We start from the raw sequence: 16024 nt of genomic DNA, 5'->3' as shown, positions 1-16024 counted from the left end.
TAGGTCAGGCCGCCTTCTCCAATGGTAATTGCATGCGGATCCGGGCACCGGACCACTGCCCGATCAGGATATCGACGCGTCCCTCGTGCAGCCGGGCAATCTGTCGGGTGAGGTTAAGCCCAAGTCCGGCGCCGCTGGAACGCGGGCGCAAACGGTAGAAGGGCTCGAACACATGTTCATGCTCCTCTTCGGGGATGCCGGGCCCTTCATCGCGCACTTCGATACCACCGGAGTCGTCAACCAGAACGGTGATGTTCCCCGTGCCGTCACAATGTTCAATTGCGTTACGGATCAAATTGGCGACAGCTTGCTCGATCTGCAAGTTGTTGACCCGTGCGTAGACGGGTTTCAATGCCGGTTCAAACGAAAGATCGTACCCAGCAGCAATGGCCAATGGTGCAAAATCCGCAACGAGCCGACCCGTCAGTTCGACCAGATTGACCACCTCGCCCGGCCCCACGGGCTGATCCAGCAACTGCCGGTCGAGCAACTGCTGCGCCAGATGCGAAAGGCGCTCAATATCCTGCAGCAGACGCGCGCTTTGCGGATCCTCGGTCAGAAGTTCCGCGCGGGTACGCAGGATCGCAATGGGCGTGCGCAGCTCGTGGGCAGCATCAGTCAGAAAGCGGTTGTGCTGGTCATACCCTTGGCCAAGCCGGGCAAGTGCGTGGTTGAATGCCTGGACCAGTGGTGTGATTTCCAGCGGCACCTGTTCGATCGGTAATTGCATGGCGCGGTTATTGATGTCGATACGCCCCGCCTGAGTGGCTGTAGCAACCAATCCCGCCAAAGACCGGCGAACGACGGCCGGTGTTGTCACCAGTGTTGTCACGCCCATCACAATGATGATCGGCAGAAGCAGCGCTACAACAACAATGATAAGGACGGGAACAACCCTTATCCAGGCGGTCGTGCCGTCCGGATTTCGAGCCATATCGACTTGCATGTCGATATTGATTTCCAGACCCTCGTTTTCATCACGAGATGCCCGTGTCGAAGTGATGACCTGTATGGGACCAGCCCTGGTGTCAATCTTTGAGACGACGGCCTCTGGACGCAGATCCCCTTCGCGAAAGCCGAGCGTGGCATGGTCTACAGCTTTCAACAGATCGCTGGTGTCGTTGGCATAGCCGACAGGAATATCGCCCTGTTGCACGGCTTCACCGTTTGAATCGCGGGCAATGTACCAAAGCTTGGGGAACTCTTCACGAAACGCCTTCAATTCTTCTGTTTCATGCACGATCAGCTTGCCATTGGCATCTCGATCAATTGCGCTCTTGAGAATATCCACTGCGGCCTCGTTGTCGACGAGCAGCTTGGGATTGGCAACCCACAACACCAATGAGAATAAGCCAATAAAGATGAGCAGTGTCGCCGCCTGCAGCAAAATGAGCCTGCGCACCAGAACCCATTGCAGTGAACGCGGGCGAGTTTTCTTCATCCGGTTGCCCGCAACAGATAGCCAAGATTGCGTATAGCCCGGATCTCGACACCCGCGGCCACGTCTTCCAATTTACGCCGCAGACGCGATACATGGGCATCAAGGGCGTTGGAGCCAATTTCATCATCCATGGCATATACGGATTCTTCGAGCGTCCCGCGCAATACCGTTCGACCGGGCCGGCGGATCAATGTCTCAAGCACCAGCCTCTCCCGCCGCGGCAATTCAAGCGGTTGATCATCAATCAACGCCTCACGATGGCGGAAGTCATACGTCAGTCGGCCAACGACAGTCTGCTCCGCACGCAACGTGACCGGCCGCCGGTGCAATGCGCGCAGTCGGGCCATCAACTCTTCCGTTGCGAAGGGTTTGACCATGTAGTCGTCGGCTCCCGCGTCAAGTCCGGCGACACGGTCGCTCAGACTGCTCATGGCAGTCAGTATAATTACCGGAGCATCGACGTGCAGCGCCCGCAACCGCGGAATGAGGCTTAAGCCTTCGCCATCCGGCAATCGCCGGTCCAGTACTACGGCGTCGTAGGGGCCGAAATTTGCCATGGCCTCGGCATCGGCCAATGTCGACACATGATCGACGACCACATCGCGACGCTCCAGCGCGGCCTTCAGGACCGAAGCCATTTCTGGCTCGTCCTCAAGCAGCAAGATGCGCATTCAAATTCTCCGTTCGTAGAAAGTCGGCGCATTGGCCGATTGTGGCGGTAAAATCTCTATCATGCCTTGCAGCTAAAAACAGCGTCGCTCATTCGGCGCAGCCGCCAGAACAGGATCACTCACATTCCAGTTTTGGTTTGCGGAAATTGGTTATGTACCAGCGACCACCGGATGACCGCGCATAGAACGTGTAGAAACATTCCTTCTGCTCGACATAACCGGGTGTTTCAGTTTCGATAAACCGCCTGCCATGCCTTGTATCGCGGACCTCACCAGTGGATGTCCCGGACACCGCATTGGTCGAAATCTTGCGCCACTGATACGCGCGCTCCCCGTTTCCAAGCTCCAGAACTTCTGTTGGCGGGCCGTAATCGATAACAACCGATTCAAGCGGCTGACCGATATAGTTTTTCATGATATCGGATGCACATCCGGCCAGAGCCACTGCTGCGATCAGAAACACGGCTGCGACCGCCCGCTTGTGGGCATTGCGCATGAACATGTGGAAAACCCCCATCAATAAAATTCATGCTCGGAACTAGGCTGCGAAGATTGCACCGACATTACCGGAGGGTTACAGCGATATGACCTCGGCTTCACAAATCATTGCAGGCCGTATTGGCTGGCAGAAAATTTCGCAGAAAGCTTTCCTTCTTTGCTGAACTTGCGCTAAGGAACCGCCATCCCTTTCAAACGCTCCTAGAGGTATTCCCGAAATGGCATCGAAAAAGCTCCTTCTTCTTCCCGGCGATGGTATCGGACCAGAGGCAATGGCCGAAGTCCGCAAGATTATCGCCTATATGAATGCGGAACTCAAAAGCGGATTCGAACTGGAGGAAGGTCTTGTCGGCGGTTGCGCCTATGATGCCCACGGCAAAGCGATTTCCGATGCTGATATGGCCAAGGCTATGGCTGCCGATGCCGTTCTCTTCGGCGCCGTAGGTGGTCCAAAGTGGGACAGCGTTCCTTACGACGTGCGTCCGGAAGCTGGTCTCCTGCGCCTGCGCAAGGACATGGAGCTCTTCGCAAACCTGCGTCCTGCCATCTGCTATCCTGCACTTGCCGACTCCTCTTCGCTCAAGAAGGACGTTGTCGAGGGCCTCGATATTCTGATCGTGCGCGAATTGACCGGCGGCGTCTATTTCGGCGAGCCAAAGGAGATCGTTGATCTCGGCAATGGCCAGAAGCGTGGTATCGATACGCAGGTCTACGATACGTACGAGATCGAACGTATTTCGGGTGTTGCCTTCGAGCTGGCGCGCACGCGCCGCAACAAGGTTACATCGATGGAAAAGCGCAACGTCATGAAATCAGGTGTTCTGTGGAACGAAGTCGTTACCGCCAATCACAAGGCGCGCTATTCCGACGTCCAGCTCGAACACATGCTGGCGGATGCCGGTGGTATGCAGCTGGTGCGCTGGCCCAAGCAGTTCGACGTGATTGTCACTGACAATCTCTTCGGCGACATGCTGTCAGATATCGCCGCCATGCTCACGGGTTCACTCGGCATGCTGCCATCCGCCTCCCTCGGCGCTCCGGATGGCAAAACCGGCAGCCGCAAGGCACTTTACGAGCCGGTACACGGTTCCGCTCCGGATATTGCCGGGACAGGCGCTGCCAACCCGATCGCCATGATCGCATCCTTTGCCATGTGCCTGCGCTATTCTTTCAACATGGTGGAAGAAGCCGACCGTCTGGAAGCCGCGATTGCCGGTGTACTTGGCGATGGCATACGCACAGGCGATATCATGTCGGAAGGCAGCACCAAGGTCGGCACAACCCAGATGGGCGATGCAATCCTGGCCAAGTTCAAGGCACTTGCTGCCTGACCGCGAGAATTTGGACAAAGAAAAGCCCGGCGCGATTGCTCGCGCCGGGCTTTTTGTTGAGCGGCTGATTACTTGATGTCGTTCAGATCTTCACCCTTGGTTTCGCGGACGAAGATCAGGCCGATCACCAGCGTCATGGCTGCAATGACGATGGGGTACCACAGGCCATAGTAAATATCGCCCTTGGCCGCACTCATTGCGAAAACGATAGCCGGAACCAGGCCACCGAACCAGCCGTTGCCGATATGATAGGGCAGCGACATGCCGGTATAGCGGATACGGGTCGGGAACATCTCGACCAAGATCGCAGCAATCGGACCGTAAACCATCGTCACGTAGATCACGAGCACGAACAGGATCGCGATCGTCATCGGCCAGTTCACGGCTTTAGGGTCAGCAACCACGCTGAACAAGCCGCCATTGGGCACAGTGTAAACCGCCATATCAGTGGCACCGGCTGCCTGTTCTGCCGTGATCAGCTTCGCCTTGACGAGATCCGCAACCGGCGTGACAGCCTTTTCACCGGCACGAACAGCTGTTGCATCAAGGTTGAGCTCAGGATTGGCTTTGATGAAGCCATCCAGTTTCACATCCGGCACCTTCGCAGCAGCCCGCACCAGCGGGAAACCGGCCTTCTGCAAGGCAAGGTTGAGATCGTGCGTCAGCACGGCATTCTTGGCTGCAGCATCCGGACCGGCAGCAACAGCGTCGTAGGATGGGATGAGCGTATCACCGAGCTTGATCGTGGCTGGCTGTCCGGCAGGACCGCTGACCACTTCGTATGGTACCGAGCTCTTCGACAGGAACGATGTGGCAATATCGCACGAGCTGGTGAACTTGGCTGTACCGACCGGATTGAACTGGAATGTACAATCGCCGGGTGCTGCGGTTACCGTTGCACGTACCGTTGCTTCAGCCTGTGCCAGTGCCGGATTGGCAGCCTGCGTCAGACCCTTGAACAGCGGGAAGTAGGTAAGGATTGCCAAGGCAAGACCGGCCATGATGATCGGCTTGCGGCCGATCTTGTCTGACAGCCAGCCGAAGAAGACGAAGAAGCCGGTACCGAGCAGCAGCGCAATGGCGATCATGATATTGACCGTCTGGCCGTCCACTTTCAGCACGTTCTGCAGGAAGAACAGCGCATAGAACTGGCCGGAATACCAGACAACGGCTTGACCGGCGGTGAGGCCGAACAGGGCGAGCAGGGCAACCCGGGCATTCTTCCACTGACCAAATGCTTCCGTCAGCGGCGCCTTGGAGCCCTTGCCCTCCTCCTTCATCTTCTTGAAGGCAGGTGATTCACTCAAGGAGAGACGAATCCACACGGAGATGCCGAGCAATACGAATGATAGAATAAAGGGAATGCGCCAGCCCCAGGCAGCAAAAGCTTCCTTGCCGAGCCAGTTTTGCACAATAAGAACCACGACCAGTGATAGGAACAGACCGAGCGTCGCCGTTGTCTGGATCCATGACGTGTAATAACCACGCCGGTTCTTTGGTGCGTGCTCCGCCACATAAGTGGCCGCACCGCCATATTCACCGCCGAGTGCCAGTCCCTGTAGCATGCGCAGGGCGATCAGGATGATCGGTGCCGCGATGCCCCAAGTACCGGAGCCAGGAAGAATACCGACCAGGAAGGTCGACAGACCCATGATCAGGATGGTGACAAGGAACGTATATTTGCGCCCGACGAGATCGCCGACACGACCAAACACCAGCGCTCCGAACGGACGGACGAGAAAGCCTGCCGCGAAGGCCAGCAGCGCAAAGATATTGCGGGTTGCCTCGGGATATTCACCGAAGAAGGCTATGCCGATAAAACCAGCCAATGCACCGTACAAGTAAAAGTCGTACCATTCGAAAACAGTCCCGAGCGAAGAAGCGAAGATAACTTTCTTCTCTTCCCGCGTCATACCCCGGCTGGCATCACCAGCCACAGAAGTGGTCGCCATTTCATTTCCTCCCAGAAAACAGCATCTACGCCAGAGCGTCCGCGCCCCAAGGTCCGGTCACGCTCTTTAGTTTTGTCACTGCGTATGATCTGTCCGCCAAGCCCAGGCAATCAAACCGACCATACGCCGGTGAATGTCCTCCGGAACTCCCCCCAAAGGTCATGCACCCCATGCACCATCCAAGTGTTGAACAAATATTTCAGAAAGCAAAGACCGGTTTTTACGACGAAAGTTTAAAATTGTGCGTAACGCGACATATTCTTCTCTTTTGAATGGACAATTGACTCTTTTTGGAAAGCCGCTACAAGCGTGGCAGGTTAAGGAGACGCCCCCGTGAGCAGCGAATCAACTGCACACTTTTTGACGAGCGGTTCCGGCATTCATGCCGGATGCGCAGGCGCGTCTGTTCTTTCCACCAAAATGCCGGCCAAAACGACCACCAAAACGGTCTGATTTCCCTTGGCCTGCTCGCCCCCTCCCGGGTCCGGCCCGGGGGAAAAGACCCGCAGTGGCCAGCGGGTTTTTTGCAAAGAGCGGTGAGGGACAGGAGATAGCACAGATGAGTTTCAAGGTTGCGGTTGTAGGCGCCACGGGCAATGTGGGCCGCGAAATGTTGACAATACTGGAAGAGCGCGGCTTTCCGGTCAGTGAAGTTGTGGCGCTTGCCTCGCGCCGGTCACAGGGAACCGAAGTGTCGTTTGGCGACCGCACGCTGAAGGTCAAAAACCTCGAGACCTATGACTTTTCCGACACCGATATCTGCCTGATGTCGGCGGGCGGCAACGTCTCGAAGGAATGGTCGCCAAAGATCGGCGCGCAGGGTTGCGTCGTCATCGATAATTCCTCTGCATGGCGCTACGATTCAAACGTGCCTCTGATCGTGCCGGAAGTAAATCCGGACGCAATTGTCGGTTTTACCAAGAAGAACATCATTGCCAACCCGAACTGTTCCACAGCGCAGCTCGTCGTCGCCCTAAAGCCGCTGCACGACAAGGCGAAGATCAAGCGTCTCGTTATCGCTACCTACCAGTCGGTTTCCGGCGCTGGCAAGGACGGCATGGATGAGTTGTTCCAGCAGTCACGGGCGGTGTTCGTTGCCGATCCGGTGGAAGCCAAGAAGTTCACCAAGCGGATTGCCTTCAACGTCATCCCGCATATCGACGTGTTCATGGAAGACGGCTACACCAAGGAAGAGTGGAAGATGGTCGCCGAGACCAAGAAGATGCTCGACCCCAAGATAAAGCTGACAGCGACATGTGTCCGTGTACCCGTCTTCATTGGCCATTCGGAAGCTGTCAACATCGAGTTTGAAAGCCCCATGAGCGCAGAAGAGGCCCGCGAGATTCTCTCCAATGCACCTGGCTGTCTGGTTATTGATCGGCATGAAGATGGCGGGTACATCACGCCCTACGAAGCTGCTGGTGAAGATGCCACCTATATCTCGCGTATCCGCGAAGACATCACAGTCGAGAACGGTCTGTCGCTTTGGATTGTTTCGGACAACCTGCGCAAGGGTGCGGCCCTCAACACCATTCAGATCGCTGAACTTCTCGTCGCACGCGGGCTGATCCAGCCAAAGCAGCTTGCGGCCTGAAACACGCCACATCCTTAAAATTGAAAAGGGCGCAGTTTCTGCGCCCTTTTTCATTGAGCCAATCGACAGTATCGATGCGCTCTATTCCATAATTGACCACAAATCAGGCCCAGGGATGCCTTTCGGCATTGGCTGCCTCGAAACTGTCAATCTTCGACGCCTTTTCCATGGTTAGGCCGATATCATCAAGGCCATTCAGCATGCAATAGCGGCGGAACTCATCAAGATCAAAGCTGATTTGACCGCCATCCGGACCCCTGATTGTTTTCTCTTCCAGATCGATCGACAGCGTCGCGTTGGCACCGCGCTGCGCATCATCCATCAACTTGTCCAAATCCTCGTGGCTGACGCGGATTGGTAGGATACCGTTCTTGAAGCAATTATTGTAGAAAATGTCGGCAAAACTGGTCGAGATGACACAGCGGATGCCGAAATCAAGCAGCGCCCAAGGTGCGTGCTCACGACTGGAACCGCAGCCGAAATTATCGCCGGCCACCAGAATTTGCGCCTTGCGATAGGCTGGTCTGTTGAGGACGAAATCGGGATTCTCCGAACCATCGTCATTGTAGCGCATTTCGGCAAAGAGCCCAGTACCAAGTCCCGTGCGCTTGATCGTCTTCAGGTAATCCTTCGGAATGATCATATCCGTATCGATATTGATAATCGGCAACGGGGCGGCAACGCCGGTCAGCTTGGTAAACTTGTCCATAATCTCTGCCTATGGTGTTCGGTAAAGTCGGTATGTTGGCTTTACACCAGCTTGACGGTGAATCAAAGACTTTCCCCCTGTGGCAGATTGGGGCAGGCCAAAGCATGCTATAGCACTTGTCTTGGCTTGCCGTTCAATGCAAAAAAGTGACATGCGTAAAACCTTTCGCCCTCGCCGCTCTGTGCTCTACGTTCCCGCCTCGAATGCCAAGGCTCTCGCCAAGGTTGCAAGTCTTGATGCTGATGCGGTTATTTTCGATCTCGAAGATGCCGTCGCCCCAGATGCCAAGGACGACGCACGCGAAGCTCTGCGCCACTACTTCCGCGCCAATCTCTCAAGCAAGGCGGAACGGATCATCCGCATCAATGCGCTTGCGAGCGAATGGGGTGCTGAAGATCTTCTGGCCGCCCGCGCCTGCAAGCCCGATGCGATCCTGTTACCCAAGGTGGAGACACCACAGGATATAACCGGTGTCACCGAAATACTCGAAGAAACCGACGCATCCGAGAACGTTCGGCTGTGGGCAATGATCGAGACGCCGCGCGGCATTCTTAACGCGGACGAGATTGCTGAATTGGGCTTGCGCTCCACCGGCCGCCTGGACTGTTTCGTTGTTGGTACAAACGATATCGCCAAGGAAACGGGCACAAGCGCCGGTGATAACCGTGCCTATCTTGTTCCATGGCTGATGCAGATCGTTCTTTGTGCCAAAGCCGGAAGGCTGGATGTGATCGATGGCGTCTATAATGACTTTGCCGATATCGACGGTTTCACGGCAGAATGTACCCAAGGTGCGAAAATGGGTTTTGACGGTAAAACGCTGATCCATCCTGCGCAGATCGGTGCTGCGAACGGCGCCTTTCAGCCTGATGACGTTGCCATTGCCGATGCAAAGTCGATCATCGCTGCATTCGCCCTTCCGGAAAATGCAAACAGGGGCGTGATCGCCCTGCATGGGAAAATGATTGAGCGCCTGCATCTTGCCAACGCAGAGAAGATCATGGCCAAAGTACAAATGACAGGAGACAGACTATGAAACTGTACCGCTTCTTGACCGGTCCCGACGATGCCAGCTTCTGTCATAAGGTGACGGCAGCCGTGAACAAAGGCTGGCATATCTATGGTTCACCCACCTATGCATTCAATACCGTGACGGGCGTCATGCAGTGCGGTCAGGCGGTCGTGAAAGACGTCGACGGCGTTGATTACGAACCGGGGATTAAGCTCAGCGATTATTGATCCGCAACACCATTCAGGATCAGGCGCTCTTTGAGTTTTTGATATTGCTGTTCCGAGGTATCCACCATGGCATCTTCGCGCGAGGCTGGCTGGTCCTGGAAAGGAATGGGCCGGTCAAACTGGCTGATGGTAAGGTCCCATCGCACACCATCGATCAGATTGTAGAAATGCGTCCCGCCGTGCGTCTTGGTTTTCAGAATCAAGCCACCAAAGTAATCCTGAACCACAAGAGATGTGACACTGCACTGTCCCTTGGCGGGGTTTTCATGCGTCCATGAGCTTGAGCTTTCAAGACTCCACGCCGTTTTCAATACCTGATAGAGCTCAACAGGGGTTGGATAATCCGTCAAGTCACGCCTCCTCACGAATCAGAAAGAGTTGATGGAGAACGCATAACAGGGGTGTGCTGAAAACCATACACCGTTTTCAACGCATCTTTTATTCCACACTCGCCTCGATCCGATCCATATCCTCATCCGACAGGCCGAAATGGTGACCGATCTCGTGGATAAGAATGTGAGTCACGATATCCCCCAATGCTTCCTCATACTCCGCCCAATAATCGAGGACAGCACGACGGTAGATTGTGATGGTATTCGGCTTCTCGCCAGTTTGAAGTGAGAACCGTTCGCCTATACCCCTGCCCTCAAACAAGCCCAGTAAGTCAAAGGGCGATTCGAGTCCCATGTCCTCGACAATCTGGTCATCGGGAAATTCGGACACCTGAATGGTGATATCCATACACAAGGCGCGAAAATCTTCTGGCAAGTGCGCATAGGCCTCAATTGCGAGTGATTCAATCTCGCTTAGGGCAGGCGACAGGCGGTTCGCCCAATCTGCGGTTTGGTTACTTCTGGCCATTCAAACTCCTGGAGCACGTCACGGCCTCATATAGTGCTTTTGTGTCCATGATGCGAGCGCCGATACATCAGCCGCGAGTTGGCACCAACAACCGCTCCATCCGCCGAAAGCTCTCGGCCAGAACTGTCGGATCCTTCAGGCCATGAGCGAGCATGATGCCGCCCTGCCATTCGGCGAGCGCATTACGGGCGGTTCCCAGTGCAGCTGAAGGACGCAGCCCTGTTCGCCCGAGTTCCCGACCAATGAATCCGATGAGGAGACTGAAGACTTCTGCCGCTCGTTCGGCCGCTTCCGGCGATTCGTGGCGGAAATCCCGTATTCCCAATGCAATTGGACATCCATTTTCGACACGGCTTTTCAGGGAATGTACCAGCTTTTCAATGAGCAATAGCAGCCGTTTGCGCGGATCCTGATCCGCTTCGACAATTTCCGTCAGCATGTCTTCGGTTTCAGCCACAAAAATATCGGCAACCCCGCGCGCTAGCTCGGCCTTGGTCTTGAAGTAGTAGTAGATATTGCCGAGCGGGATGCCGGATTCTGTTGCTATATGAGCAAGACTTGTCACCGTGAAACCCTGACGCCAGAACAACCCGGCTGCCGTAGCAACGAGAATATCGCGCTTGTCGTTTCGTTTGGCCATGCAACCACTCCGAAGTATCAGTTGTTTAACTGACTCGCATTCTGGCAGTTTCCTGGAAAATTTGCAGAAAAATAACTACTCTTCGATTGTCCGCGCTTCGGATGGCAGCATGATCGGGATCCCATCCCGGATGGGGTAGGCAAGATGAGCCGATTTTGAAATCAGCTCCGACCTCTCCTGATCGTAAACAAGCGGTCCCTTGGTCAGCGGGCAAACCAGAAGTTCAAGCAACTTCCGATCAATAGCGGGTTCGTGTTTTGGTTCGATCACAGGTCGTTCCTTCAGAGTTACTGCAGGTTCGACTGAAAGTCGTCCTGATCTTTGGCCAGCATGATTTCGGTGATCGCAATCAAAGTCTCGGCTCTGGTTTTCAAATCAGCTGCTTCCAGTAGGGCCTGCTTTTCCGCAGCGCCAAAGGGCGACATCATGGCCAATGCATTCACCAAGGTTTCATTGCCCGCCCGGGAAATTCCGTCCCAATCCGCTTCAAGACTATTGGCATCAAGATAAGCCCGGAAAACGCGCAGAAGCGCAATTCGGTCCACTTCTGAATCATCGGCTTCGTCTAGGTCGGCCAGAAGCGGCGCAATCTTGCATTGACGGAACGGCATCCGGGTGGAGAGTTCCTTGACAATCCGGAAGCGGCAAATGCCTTGCAATGTGATCAGCAATCGCCCATCGCCTGTCTCGGCGAACGACGTAATACGCCCAAGGCATCCGACCTCGCATAATTCATCCGCGTCTTCGTCGCTCTGATCAAGGCGTGGCTGGATCATGCCAATCACCCGCTTGCCACTCAAAGCCGCGTCCACCATGGCCAGATAACGCAGTTCGAAGATGTTCAACGGCAACTGACCGCCTGGAAGCAACAGTGCTCCTGATAGCGGAAAAATCGGCACACTTTCCGGAATATTGTCCAGCGTCCGATAACGAACATTTCCTGCTTGCATTGCCAGCTCCGGTGATTGATCCAGCCCGTTGAGGGGGGGGGTCAATCGCTATTGTGCCCTATTTCACTCAGGAAAACAGCAGTGAAGACAGTTTTCGGCGCGCGGAGAGTGAAGCTGGGTCAGCCGGGCCCCACGCTTCGAAAAACTGTAACAACTGCTTGCGGGCGCCATCATCATTCCATGCACGATCGGCTTTCATGATGGCGAGAAGATGATCTGCCGCCTCGTCCCGCTGTCCGGTGGCGTTCAGGATCATGGCGAGATCGTAACGCGCCTGATGATCTTTCGGGTTTTCCTTGAGCTGTGCCTCAAGTGCGACAGGATCCCCGAGCTTGGTCACTTGATCGGCCAGGGCAATCTTTGCTTCTGCCGCACGCACGCCCGCATCTTCCTTCTTGTCCGCAGGAACCTGCTCCAAAACAGCCTTGGCCTGATCCAGATCACCCAGTTCAATCAGGCAATTTGCCAATCCGGCAAGTGCCACGACATGATCAGGCACCTCACCAAGAACGGCCGAATATATCTGTATTGCCTGTTCCGTGTCGCCTGCGGTCACCGCCTGGCCAGCCGCATCCAACGCCGATTGAATAGCCTCATCCTTGCCACCCTCCGGTGAGGCAATGCGATCGATGAACTCCTGTACCTTGGATTCCGGCAAGGCGCCCATGAAACCGTCGACAGGCTTACCGCCAGAAAAGGCGATCACAGCCGGTATCGATTGAATACCCAATTGGCCCGCTATGGACGGATGCTCATCAATGTTCATTTTAACCAGCTTCACGCGCCCACCCGCTGCGTTGACAACCTTTTCGATGATGGGTGTCAATTGCTTGCACGGACCGCACCACGGGGCCCAGAAATCCACCAGAACCGGTTGATTTTTTGATTCAGCAATTACATCAGCGGAGAATTCCGCGGTAGTCGTATCCTTGATCAAGGCGCCAACAGGCTTTGCGGGCGTAGGTGTGGCTGCGCTCCCGTAGGACACAGTTGTCGTGCCAGGCGCGCTGCCATAGCCGCCACTGAACGGGTTGTCTGTATTACTCATGAAATTTCTCCCGCATCCGCTGGTCAGCAAGTTCGCCTCGGCTGACTCTTAGCCTGCACTCAGGTTGGGTTCGTTTCGTCAATTTTCAAGATCAGAGGCTCATGCCCGGTTGCCTTGAGAAAACGTAGAAGGTCGTCCCGTCCGATGGATGTTGTCGCATCATTGCTCAACGGATGCGCATTGATGATGTCATTGCGCATAAGATCTTCGTCAAGCACCAGTTTCACCTGGTGCTCGTCGTCATTGATCACACCCAGAACACTCACGGAACCAGGAACAAGGCCAAGATACTCCAGCAGCTTTTCCGGCTTTCCAAAGGATACGCGGCTTGCCGCACCAATCTTCGTATGAATGGTCTTAAGATCGACCTGTGCCTCCTCTCCAACGGTAACAAGGAAGAAATTGTCTTTCTTGTCTTTAAGGAAAAGATTCTTGGTGTGGGCACCGGGAACCTGTCCGCGCAAATCCTGTGCCTCGGCGACGGTGAAAACCGGTGCATGGCGAATCGTTGACACATTGATCCCGAGATCGTCGAGTTTCTGCATCAGCTCGTCGTATGTCTTGGGCATTCTGGTTCTCACAACACCGGTGATCAGGAAATGTACTTTTCTTGTCCTAATAGCTTCGGCGCACGCTCTCAAGCGAAAACCCAATGATATCGCCATTAAAGGCGTGTTCAACCTTAAGGCAAACGCAACCATTCGAGAATTTTTTTGATTATCGTCATAAAGTCGAAAATTCACTGTTGCAATTGGCCCATGCTTGGGTCATATAGGCCCCGCTTCGCAAGACAAACTGGCGCATGCGGGAGTAGCTCAGGGGTAGAGCACAACCTTGCCAAGGTTGGGGTCGAGGGTTCGAATCCCTTCTCCCGCTCCAGTTTTTTTAATGATTTGAAGTATTTAAAAAGGCGTCCTTCGGGACGCCCTTTTAATTTGTGAAGCGAGCGACCAAATAGCTACCAGCCCGATTAGGTGGCCATGAGCTTGCCCCAGACGCGGGATCCGCCAATTTCTTTAGACCCGCGCGGGCACGGCAAGGTCTGTCGCCTCAAGTTTAAAGGGATGATCTAGTTGTACGTGTTCGGTCCGACCGCAGCAAATTCCCATGTCTACGGATCGACCCCAGTGTTCAATTCGCCATGTACTCGCAATGAAATGACCACCCGTAGTATACACGTCGTCTATCAAGACAATTCGTCCAGCTGGAAACTGGTACTCCTGAACCAGATGCGGAAACAACAGTTCGGGCCTTCGCGAATCGCCATCAGTGCTCCTAGGGCGCGCTGTATCCCACTTCAAATACGGTGCCACGACGGTAGGCGTGCTGCATGCTACCTTGATTGCCTGGGCAATGACCGCTGTTCGAAATGTATTAGGGCCGCCTACAACAGTTGAACTGTTAGGAATTGGCACTAAGACTGTGTTACTGTCGCAATTGGATGAACCATCAATTATGGTCGCAGCCCAAGCGCCGAACCATTTAAGCGCGTCGTCTTTGTTTGCTTCTTGAATGCGAACTGTTTTCCCGGAGATAGAGACGTTCGTGTAACCGTTTCCAACGGGATGACCTTTCACGGCCTTGACCAAAAGAATTGCATTATAGTCGGAACCACGCATGTGTCCGACGCCTTCAGTCAGGTATTGAGCCTTGCAATGGATTTGCATGTTATGCGTTACTCTAACGATTTGCGATCCGGCTTGTTATGTCGGACACCTTATCGAGAGGAACACAGGTTTCGTACTTAAGGAAGTTTGTCGGCCAAGTTAACTTAGAGTCATCAACAACAGAACGCGCGATAAACAACCATCTGCCTAACTTAGTGCAAGCAGCGGCCTGATGGAGTGTCCCTGAAGTGTCCGATGCTTCCATTACAACAGTCGCATCAGCGATAGTCGCCATCAGTTTATTTCTTAGAGGGAAGTTTGTGCGGAACGTCGGTTCCCCTACTTCAAACTGAGATAATAGGAGGTGTCGTCTGTAAATTTCCTCTTGAAGCGGCGCGTTCTCCGAGGGTGACGCGCGATCTAGCGGCGTACCGAGAACCGCGATAGTGCTTCCGCCAGAATCTATCGCAGTCTGATGCGCAACAGCGTCAACGCCATAGGCGAGCCCAGAGACAACTACCACGCCAGCCTTAACTAGCTCCCGGGCTAATCGTTGTGTTCTCAATCGGCCCGCGTCTGAGACCTGACGCGTTCCAACAATTGCAACACACGGCCTCTTCAACAGCGACAGGTCGCCCGTAAAATAAAGCTTCATATCCGCGATAGCGCGATCTGCCGCCTGTTTTTCGAGGAAGCTCATCTGTCGCTTTTCGGGAAATCTGCCCGTATCCTCCAGCGCATCCGACAACATCACTGTAGAAATATTATCAGGAGGGCTATAACATTTGCTGGCTGGAACTTTTGATTTTTGGTCGTCCAAATCGTTCCACCCGCGTGATGCTTTCAATTGAGATGCATGCATATCGTCATCCTTTGACGAGTCGGAATGGTTGCCTTTCGATTGTGCCCTTTTAATCCTCCAGCGTCAAGAGAAAAATGCTTTATGAGTCAATGGCTTAGTCACGCAAAACGGAGTCATTTATCAATAAGATAGCGGCGTTTCTTGAATCTAAACTCCCAGCAGTGCACAAGCTATTTTCTGCAAACCCTCGTAGGACGCACCCATAATGAAGTTACAGGATTTTTCCATTGGCACCGAATTCCTGACCGCAACTGGCCGCTGGCGAGTAACTGATGTTGGCACGCGCGTTATTGTGGCGATCAAGTTGGATAATGGCGACCCAACATGGAACGAAGGGCCGCCATACGCAAAAGCTGAGATTGTATTCGATGAAACGGACTTTGGCGGCTGCGAGCCTTTGTGAGTGAATGCAACGGACGGTAGCGCGGCGCGCATCAGCCTCTAGTTTTTGAACGAGTTGCTTCGACAATGAATTGGTCCAAGTCAGACTTCCGGTAAAAAATCTTCTTTCCGAGCTTCAGGTAAAGTGGACCACCGCCATATGTCCGCCACCGGGCTAGTGTGCTGGCCGACAAATGTAGATAAATTGCCCCCTCAGCCGGTGTCATAAGTTCCCTCCCG

The 16024-nt window shown here is 54.3% G+C and carries 19 protein-coding genes and 1 tRNA gene; 6 read left to right on the top strand and 14 right to left on the bottom strand.

Annotated features, from left to right (window positions below; all coding sequences use genetic code 11):
- Positions 1-4: 4 nt before the first annotated feature.
- From FHW16_RS07775 to FHW16_RS07765, 3 genes are all read right to left on the bottom strand, one after another.
- The gene (locus FHW16_RS07775) at positions 5-1441 is read right to left on the bottom strand and encodes a sensor histidine kinase (protein WP_182548495.1); all 1437 of its coding nucleotides are present in this window, start codon (positions 1439-1441) and stop codon (positions 5-7) included.
- Entirely contained in the window at positions 1438-2112 is a 675-nt protein-coding gene (locus FHW16_RS07770) for a response regulator (RefSeq protein WP_182548494.1), read from the bottom strand. The genes FHW16_RS07775 and FHW16_RS07770 overlap by 4 nt, the downstream gene beginning before the upstream one ends.
- A 115-nt stretch (positions 2113-2227) precedes the next feature.
- Positions 2228-2614, bottom strand: coding sequence for a hypothetical protein (locus FHW16_RS07765; RefSeq protein ID WP_182548493.1), 387 nt, complete (start codon positions 2612-2614; stop codon positions 2228-2230).
- A gap of 214 nt (positions 2615-2828) precedes the next feature.
- Here FHW16_RS07765 and leuB point away from each other — a divergent pair, with 214 nt between their 5' ends.
- The gene (gene leuB, locus FHW16_RS07760) at positions 2829-3941 is read left to right on the top strand and encodes a 3-isopropylmalate dehydrogenase (RefSeq protein WP_182548492.1); all 1113 of its coding nucleotides are present in this window, start codon (positions 2829-2831) and stop codon (positions 3939-3941) included.
- A 68-nt stretch (positions 3942-4009) separates the two neighbouring features.
- On the opposite strand, the gene FHW16_RS07755 is transcribed toward leuB, so the two are convergent.
- Positions 4010-5893, bottom strand: a complete 1884-nt coding sequence (locus FHW16_RS07755) for an MFS transporter (protein ID WP_182548491.1) — start codon at positions 5891-5893, stop codon at positions 4010-4012.
- Between the two features lie 559 nt (positions 5894-6452).
- Here FHW16_RS07755 and FHW16_RS07750 point away from each other — a divergent pair.
- Positions 6453-7487 carry an aspartate-semialdehyde dehydrogenase gene (locus tag FHW16_RS07750; protein WP_182548490.1) on the top strand — a complete coding sequence of 345 codons (1035 nt, stop codon included), beginning with the start codon at positions 6453-6455 and terminating at the stop codon, positions 7485-7487.
- Between the two features lie 103 nt (positions 7488-7590).
- Here FHW16_RS07750 and leuD read toward each other — a convergent pair whose 3' ends face one another.
- On the bottom strand, positions 7591-8196 hold the full coding sequence (gene leuD / locus FHW16_RS07745) for a 3-isopropylmalate dehydratase small subunit (RefSeq protein WP_182548489.1): 606 nt from the start codon (positions 8194-8196) through the stop codon (positions 7591-7593).
- 151 nt (positions 8197-8347) lie between these two features.
- On the opposite strand from leuD, the gene FHW16_RS07740 reads away from it, so the two are divergent.
- A complete protein-coding gene (locus FHW16_RS07740) occupies positions 8348-9232 on the top strand; it encodes an HpcH/HpaI aldolase/citrate lyase family protein (RefSeq protein WP_182548488.1) in 885 nt (294 codons plus the stop codon).
- Positions 9229-9435 (top strand): DUF1737 domain-containing protein, encoded by a 207-nt coding sequence (locus FHW16_RS07735; RefSeq protein ID WP_182548487.1) that lies wholly within the window; start codon positions 9229-9231, stop codon positions 9433-9435. Before FHW16_RS07740 ends, FHW16_RS07735 begins: the two co-directional genes overlap by 4 nt.
- On the opposite strand, the gene FHW16_RS07730 is transcribed toward FHW16_RS07735, so the two are convergent.
- The 7 genes from FHW16_RS07730 to FHW16_RS07700 all read right to left on the bottom strand — a co-directional run bounded on the left by FHW16_RS07730 (position 9429) and on the right by FHW16_RS07700 (position 13503).
- Positions 9429-9785, bottom strand: a complete 357-nt coding sequence (locus FHW16_RS07730) for a YunG family protein (RefSeq protein ID WP_182548486.1) — start codon at positions 9783-9785, stop codon at positions 9429-9431. The genes FHW16_RS07735 and FHW16_RS07730 overlap by 7 nt on opposite strands.
- Positions 9786-9873: 88 nt before the next feature.
- The gene (locus FHW16_RS07725) at positions 9874-10296 is read right to left on the bottom strand and encodes a metallopeptidase family protein (RefSeq protein WP_182548485.1); all 423 of its coding nucleotides are present in this window, start codon (positions 10294-10296) and stop codon (positions 9874-9876) included.
- A gap of 67 nt (positions 10297-10363) precedes the next feature.
- Positions 10364-10936 (bottom strand): TetR/AcrR family transcriptional regulator, encoded by a 573-nt coding sequence (locus FHW16_RS07720; RefSeq protein ID WP_182548484.1) that lies wholly within the window; start codon positions 10934-10936, stop codon positions 10364-10366.
- A gap of 75 nt (positions 10937-11011) precedes the next feature.
- Positions 11012-11206 (bottom strand): Trm112 family protein, encoded by a 195-nt coding sequence (locus FHW16_RS07715; RefSeq protein WP_348643860.1) that lies wholly within the window; start codon positions 11204-11206, stop codon positions 11012-11014.
- Between the two features lie 17 nt (positions 11207-11223).
- A complete protein-coding gene (locus FHW16_RS07710; RefSeq protein WP_182548483.1) occupies positions 11224-11886 on the bottom strand; it encodes an LON peptidase substrate-binding domain-containing protein in 663 nt (220 codons plus the stop codon).
- A 67-nt stretch (positions 11887-11953) separates the two neighbouring features.
- A complete protein-coding gene (gene trxA / locus FHW16_RS07705; RefSeq protein WP_182548482.1) occupies positions 11954-12934 on the bottom strand; it encodes a thioredoxin in 981 nt (326 codons plus the stop codon).
- A 59-nt stretch (positions 12935-12993) separates the two neighbouring features.
- Positions 12994-13503, bottom strand: coding sequence for a prolyl-tRNA synthetase associated domain-containing protein (locus FHW16_RS07700; RefSeq protein ID WP_182548481.1), 510 nt, complete (start codon positions 13501-13503; stop codon positions 12994-12996).
- Between the two features lie 235 nt (positions 13504-13738).
- Between FHW16_RS07700 and FHW16_RS07695 the strand changes: the two genes are divergently transcribed.
- Positions 13739-13813, top strand: a tRNA-Gly gene (locus FHW16_RS07695).
- An 801-nt stretch (positions 13814-14614) separates the two neighbouring features.
- Here FHW16_RS07695 and FHW16_RS07690 read toward each other — a convergent pair.
- Complete coding sequence (locus tag FHW16_RS07690) at positions 14615-15403, bottom strand: DNA-processing protein DprA (protein ID WP_246711632.1); 789 nt, start codon at positions 15401-15403, stop codon at positions 14615-14617.
- A gap of 205 nt (positions 15404-15608) precedes the next feature.
- Here FHW16_RS07690 and FHW16_RS07685 point away from each other — a divergent pair, with 205 nt between their 5' ends.
- Positions 15609-15806, top strand: a complete 198-nt coding sequence (locus tag FHW16_RS07685; RefSeq protein ID WP_182548480.1) for a hypothetical protein — start codon at positions 15609-15611, stop codon at positions 15804-15806.
- Between the two features lie 31 nt (positions 15807-15837).
- Here FHW16_RS07685 and FHW16_RS07680 read toward each other — a convergent pair whose 3' ends face one another.
- Entirely contained in the window at positions 15838-16011 is a 174-nt protein-coding gene (locus FHW16_RS07680) for a helix-turn-helix transcriptional regulator (protein ID WP_210278033.1), read from the bottom strand.
- Positions 16012-16024: the final 13 nt, after the last annotated feature.

Origin of the sequence: Phyllobacterium myrsinacearum, assembly GCF_014138285.1 — a bacterium.
Lineage (GTDB): Bacteria > Pseudomonadota > Alphaproteobacteria > Rhizobiales > Rhizobiaceae > Phyllobacterium > Phyllobacterium myrsinacearum_A.
The sequence above is the reverse complement of the archived record's forward strand: the minus strand, read 5'-3'. Positions and strand labels throughout refer to the sequence as shown.

Excerpts from the sequence above, each read along its gene's own strand:
- FHW16_RS07765 (WP_182548493.1), bottom strand. The coding sequence starts at position 2,614 with ATGTTCATGCGCAATGCCCACAAGCGGGCGGTCGCAGCCGTGTTTCTG.
- trxA (WP_182548482.1), bottom strand. The coding sequence starts at position 12,934 with ATGAGTAATACAGACAACCCGTTCAGTGGCGGCTATGGCAGCGCGCCT.
- leuD (WP_182548489.1), bottom strand. The coding sequence starts at position 8,196 with ATGGACAAGTTTACCAAGCTGACCGGCGTTGCCGCCCCGTTGCCGATT.
- FHW16_RS07750 (WP_182548490.1), top strand. The coding sequence starts at position 6,453 with ATGAGTTTCAAGGTTGCGGTTGTAGGCGCCACGGGCAATGTGGGCCGC.
- leuB (WP_182548492.1), top strand. The coding sequence starts at position 2,829 with ATGGCATCGAAAAAGCTCCTTCTTCTTCCCGGCGATGGTATCGGACCA.
- FHW16_RS07740 (WP_182548488.1), top strand. The coding sequence starts at position 8,348 with ATGCGTAAAACCTTTCGCCCTCGCCGCTCTGTGCTCTACGTTCCCGCC.
- FHW16_RS07710 (WP_182548483.1), bottom strand. The coding sequence starts at position 11,886 with ATGCAAGCAGGAAATGTTCGTTATCGGACGCTGGACAATATTCCGGAA.
- FHW16_RS07725 (WP_182548485.1), bottom strand. The coding sequence starts at position 10,296 with ATGGCCAGAAGTAACCAAACCGCAGATTGGGCGAACCGCCTGTCGCCT.
- FHW16_RS07690 (WP_246711632.1), bottom strand. The coding sequence starts at position 15,403 with ATGCATGCATCTCAATTGAAAGCATCACGCGGGTGGAACGATTTGGAC.
- FHW16_RS07720 (WP_182548484.1), bottom strand. The coding sequence starts at position 10,936 with ATGGCCAAACGAAACGACAAGCGCGATATTCTCGTTGCTACGGCAGCC.
- FHW16_RS07680 (WP_210278033.1), bottom strand. The coding sequence starts at position 16,011 with ATGACACCGGCTGAGGGGGCAATTTATCTACATTTGTCGGCCAGCACA.
- FHW16_RS07700 (WP_182548481.1), bottom strand. The coding sequence starts at position 13,503 with ATGCCCAAGACATACGACGAGCTGATGCAGAAACTCGACGATCTCGGG.
- FHW16_RS07755 (WP_182548491.1), bottom strand. The coding sequence starts at position 5,893 with ATGGCGACCACTTCTGTGGCTGGTGATGCCAGCCGGGGTATGACGCGG.
- FHW16_RS07775 (WP_182548495.1), bottom strand. The coding sequence starts at position 1,441 with ATGAAGAAAACTCGCCCGCGTTCACTGCAATGGGTTCTGGTGCGCAGG.
- FHW16_RS07770 (WP_182548494.1), bottom strand. The coding sequence starts at position 2,112 with ATGCGCATCTTGCTGCTTGAGGACGAGCCAGAAATGGCTTCGGTCCTG.
- FHW16_RS07735 (WP_182548487.1), top strand. The coding sequence starts at position 9,229 with ATGAAACTGTACCGCTTCTTGACCGGTCCCGACGATGCCAGCTTCTGT.
- FHW16_RS07685 (WP_182548480.1), top strand. The coding sequence starts at position 15,609 with ATGAAGTTACAGGATTTTTCCATTGGCACCGAATTCCTGACCGCAACT.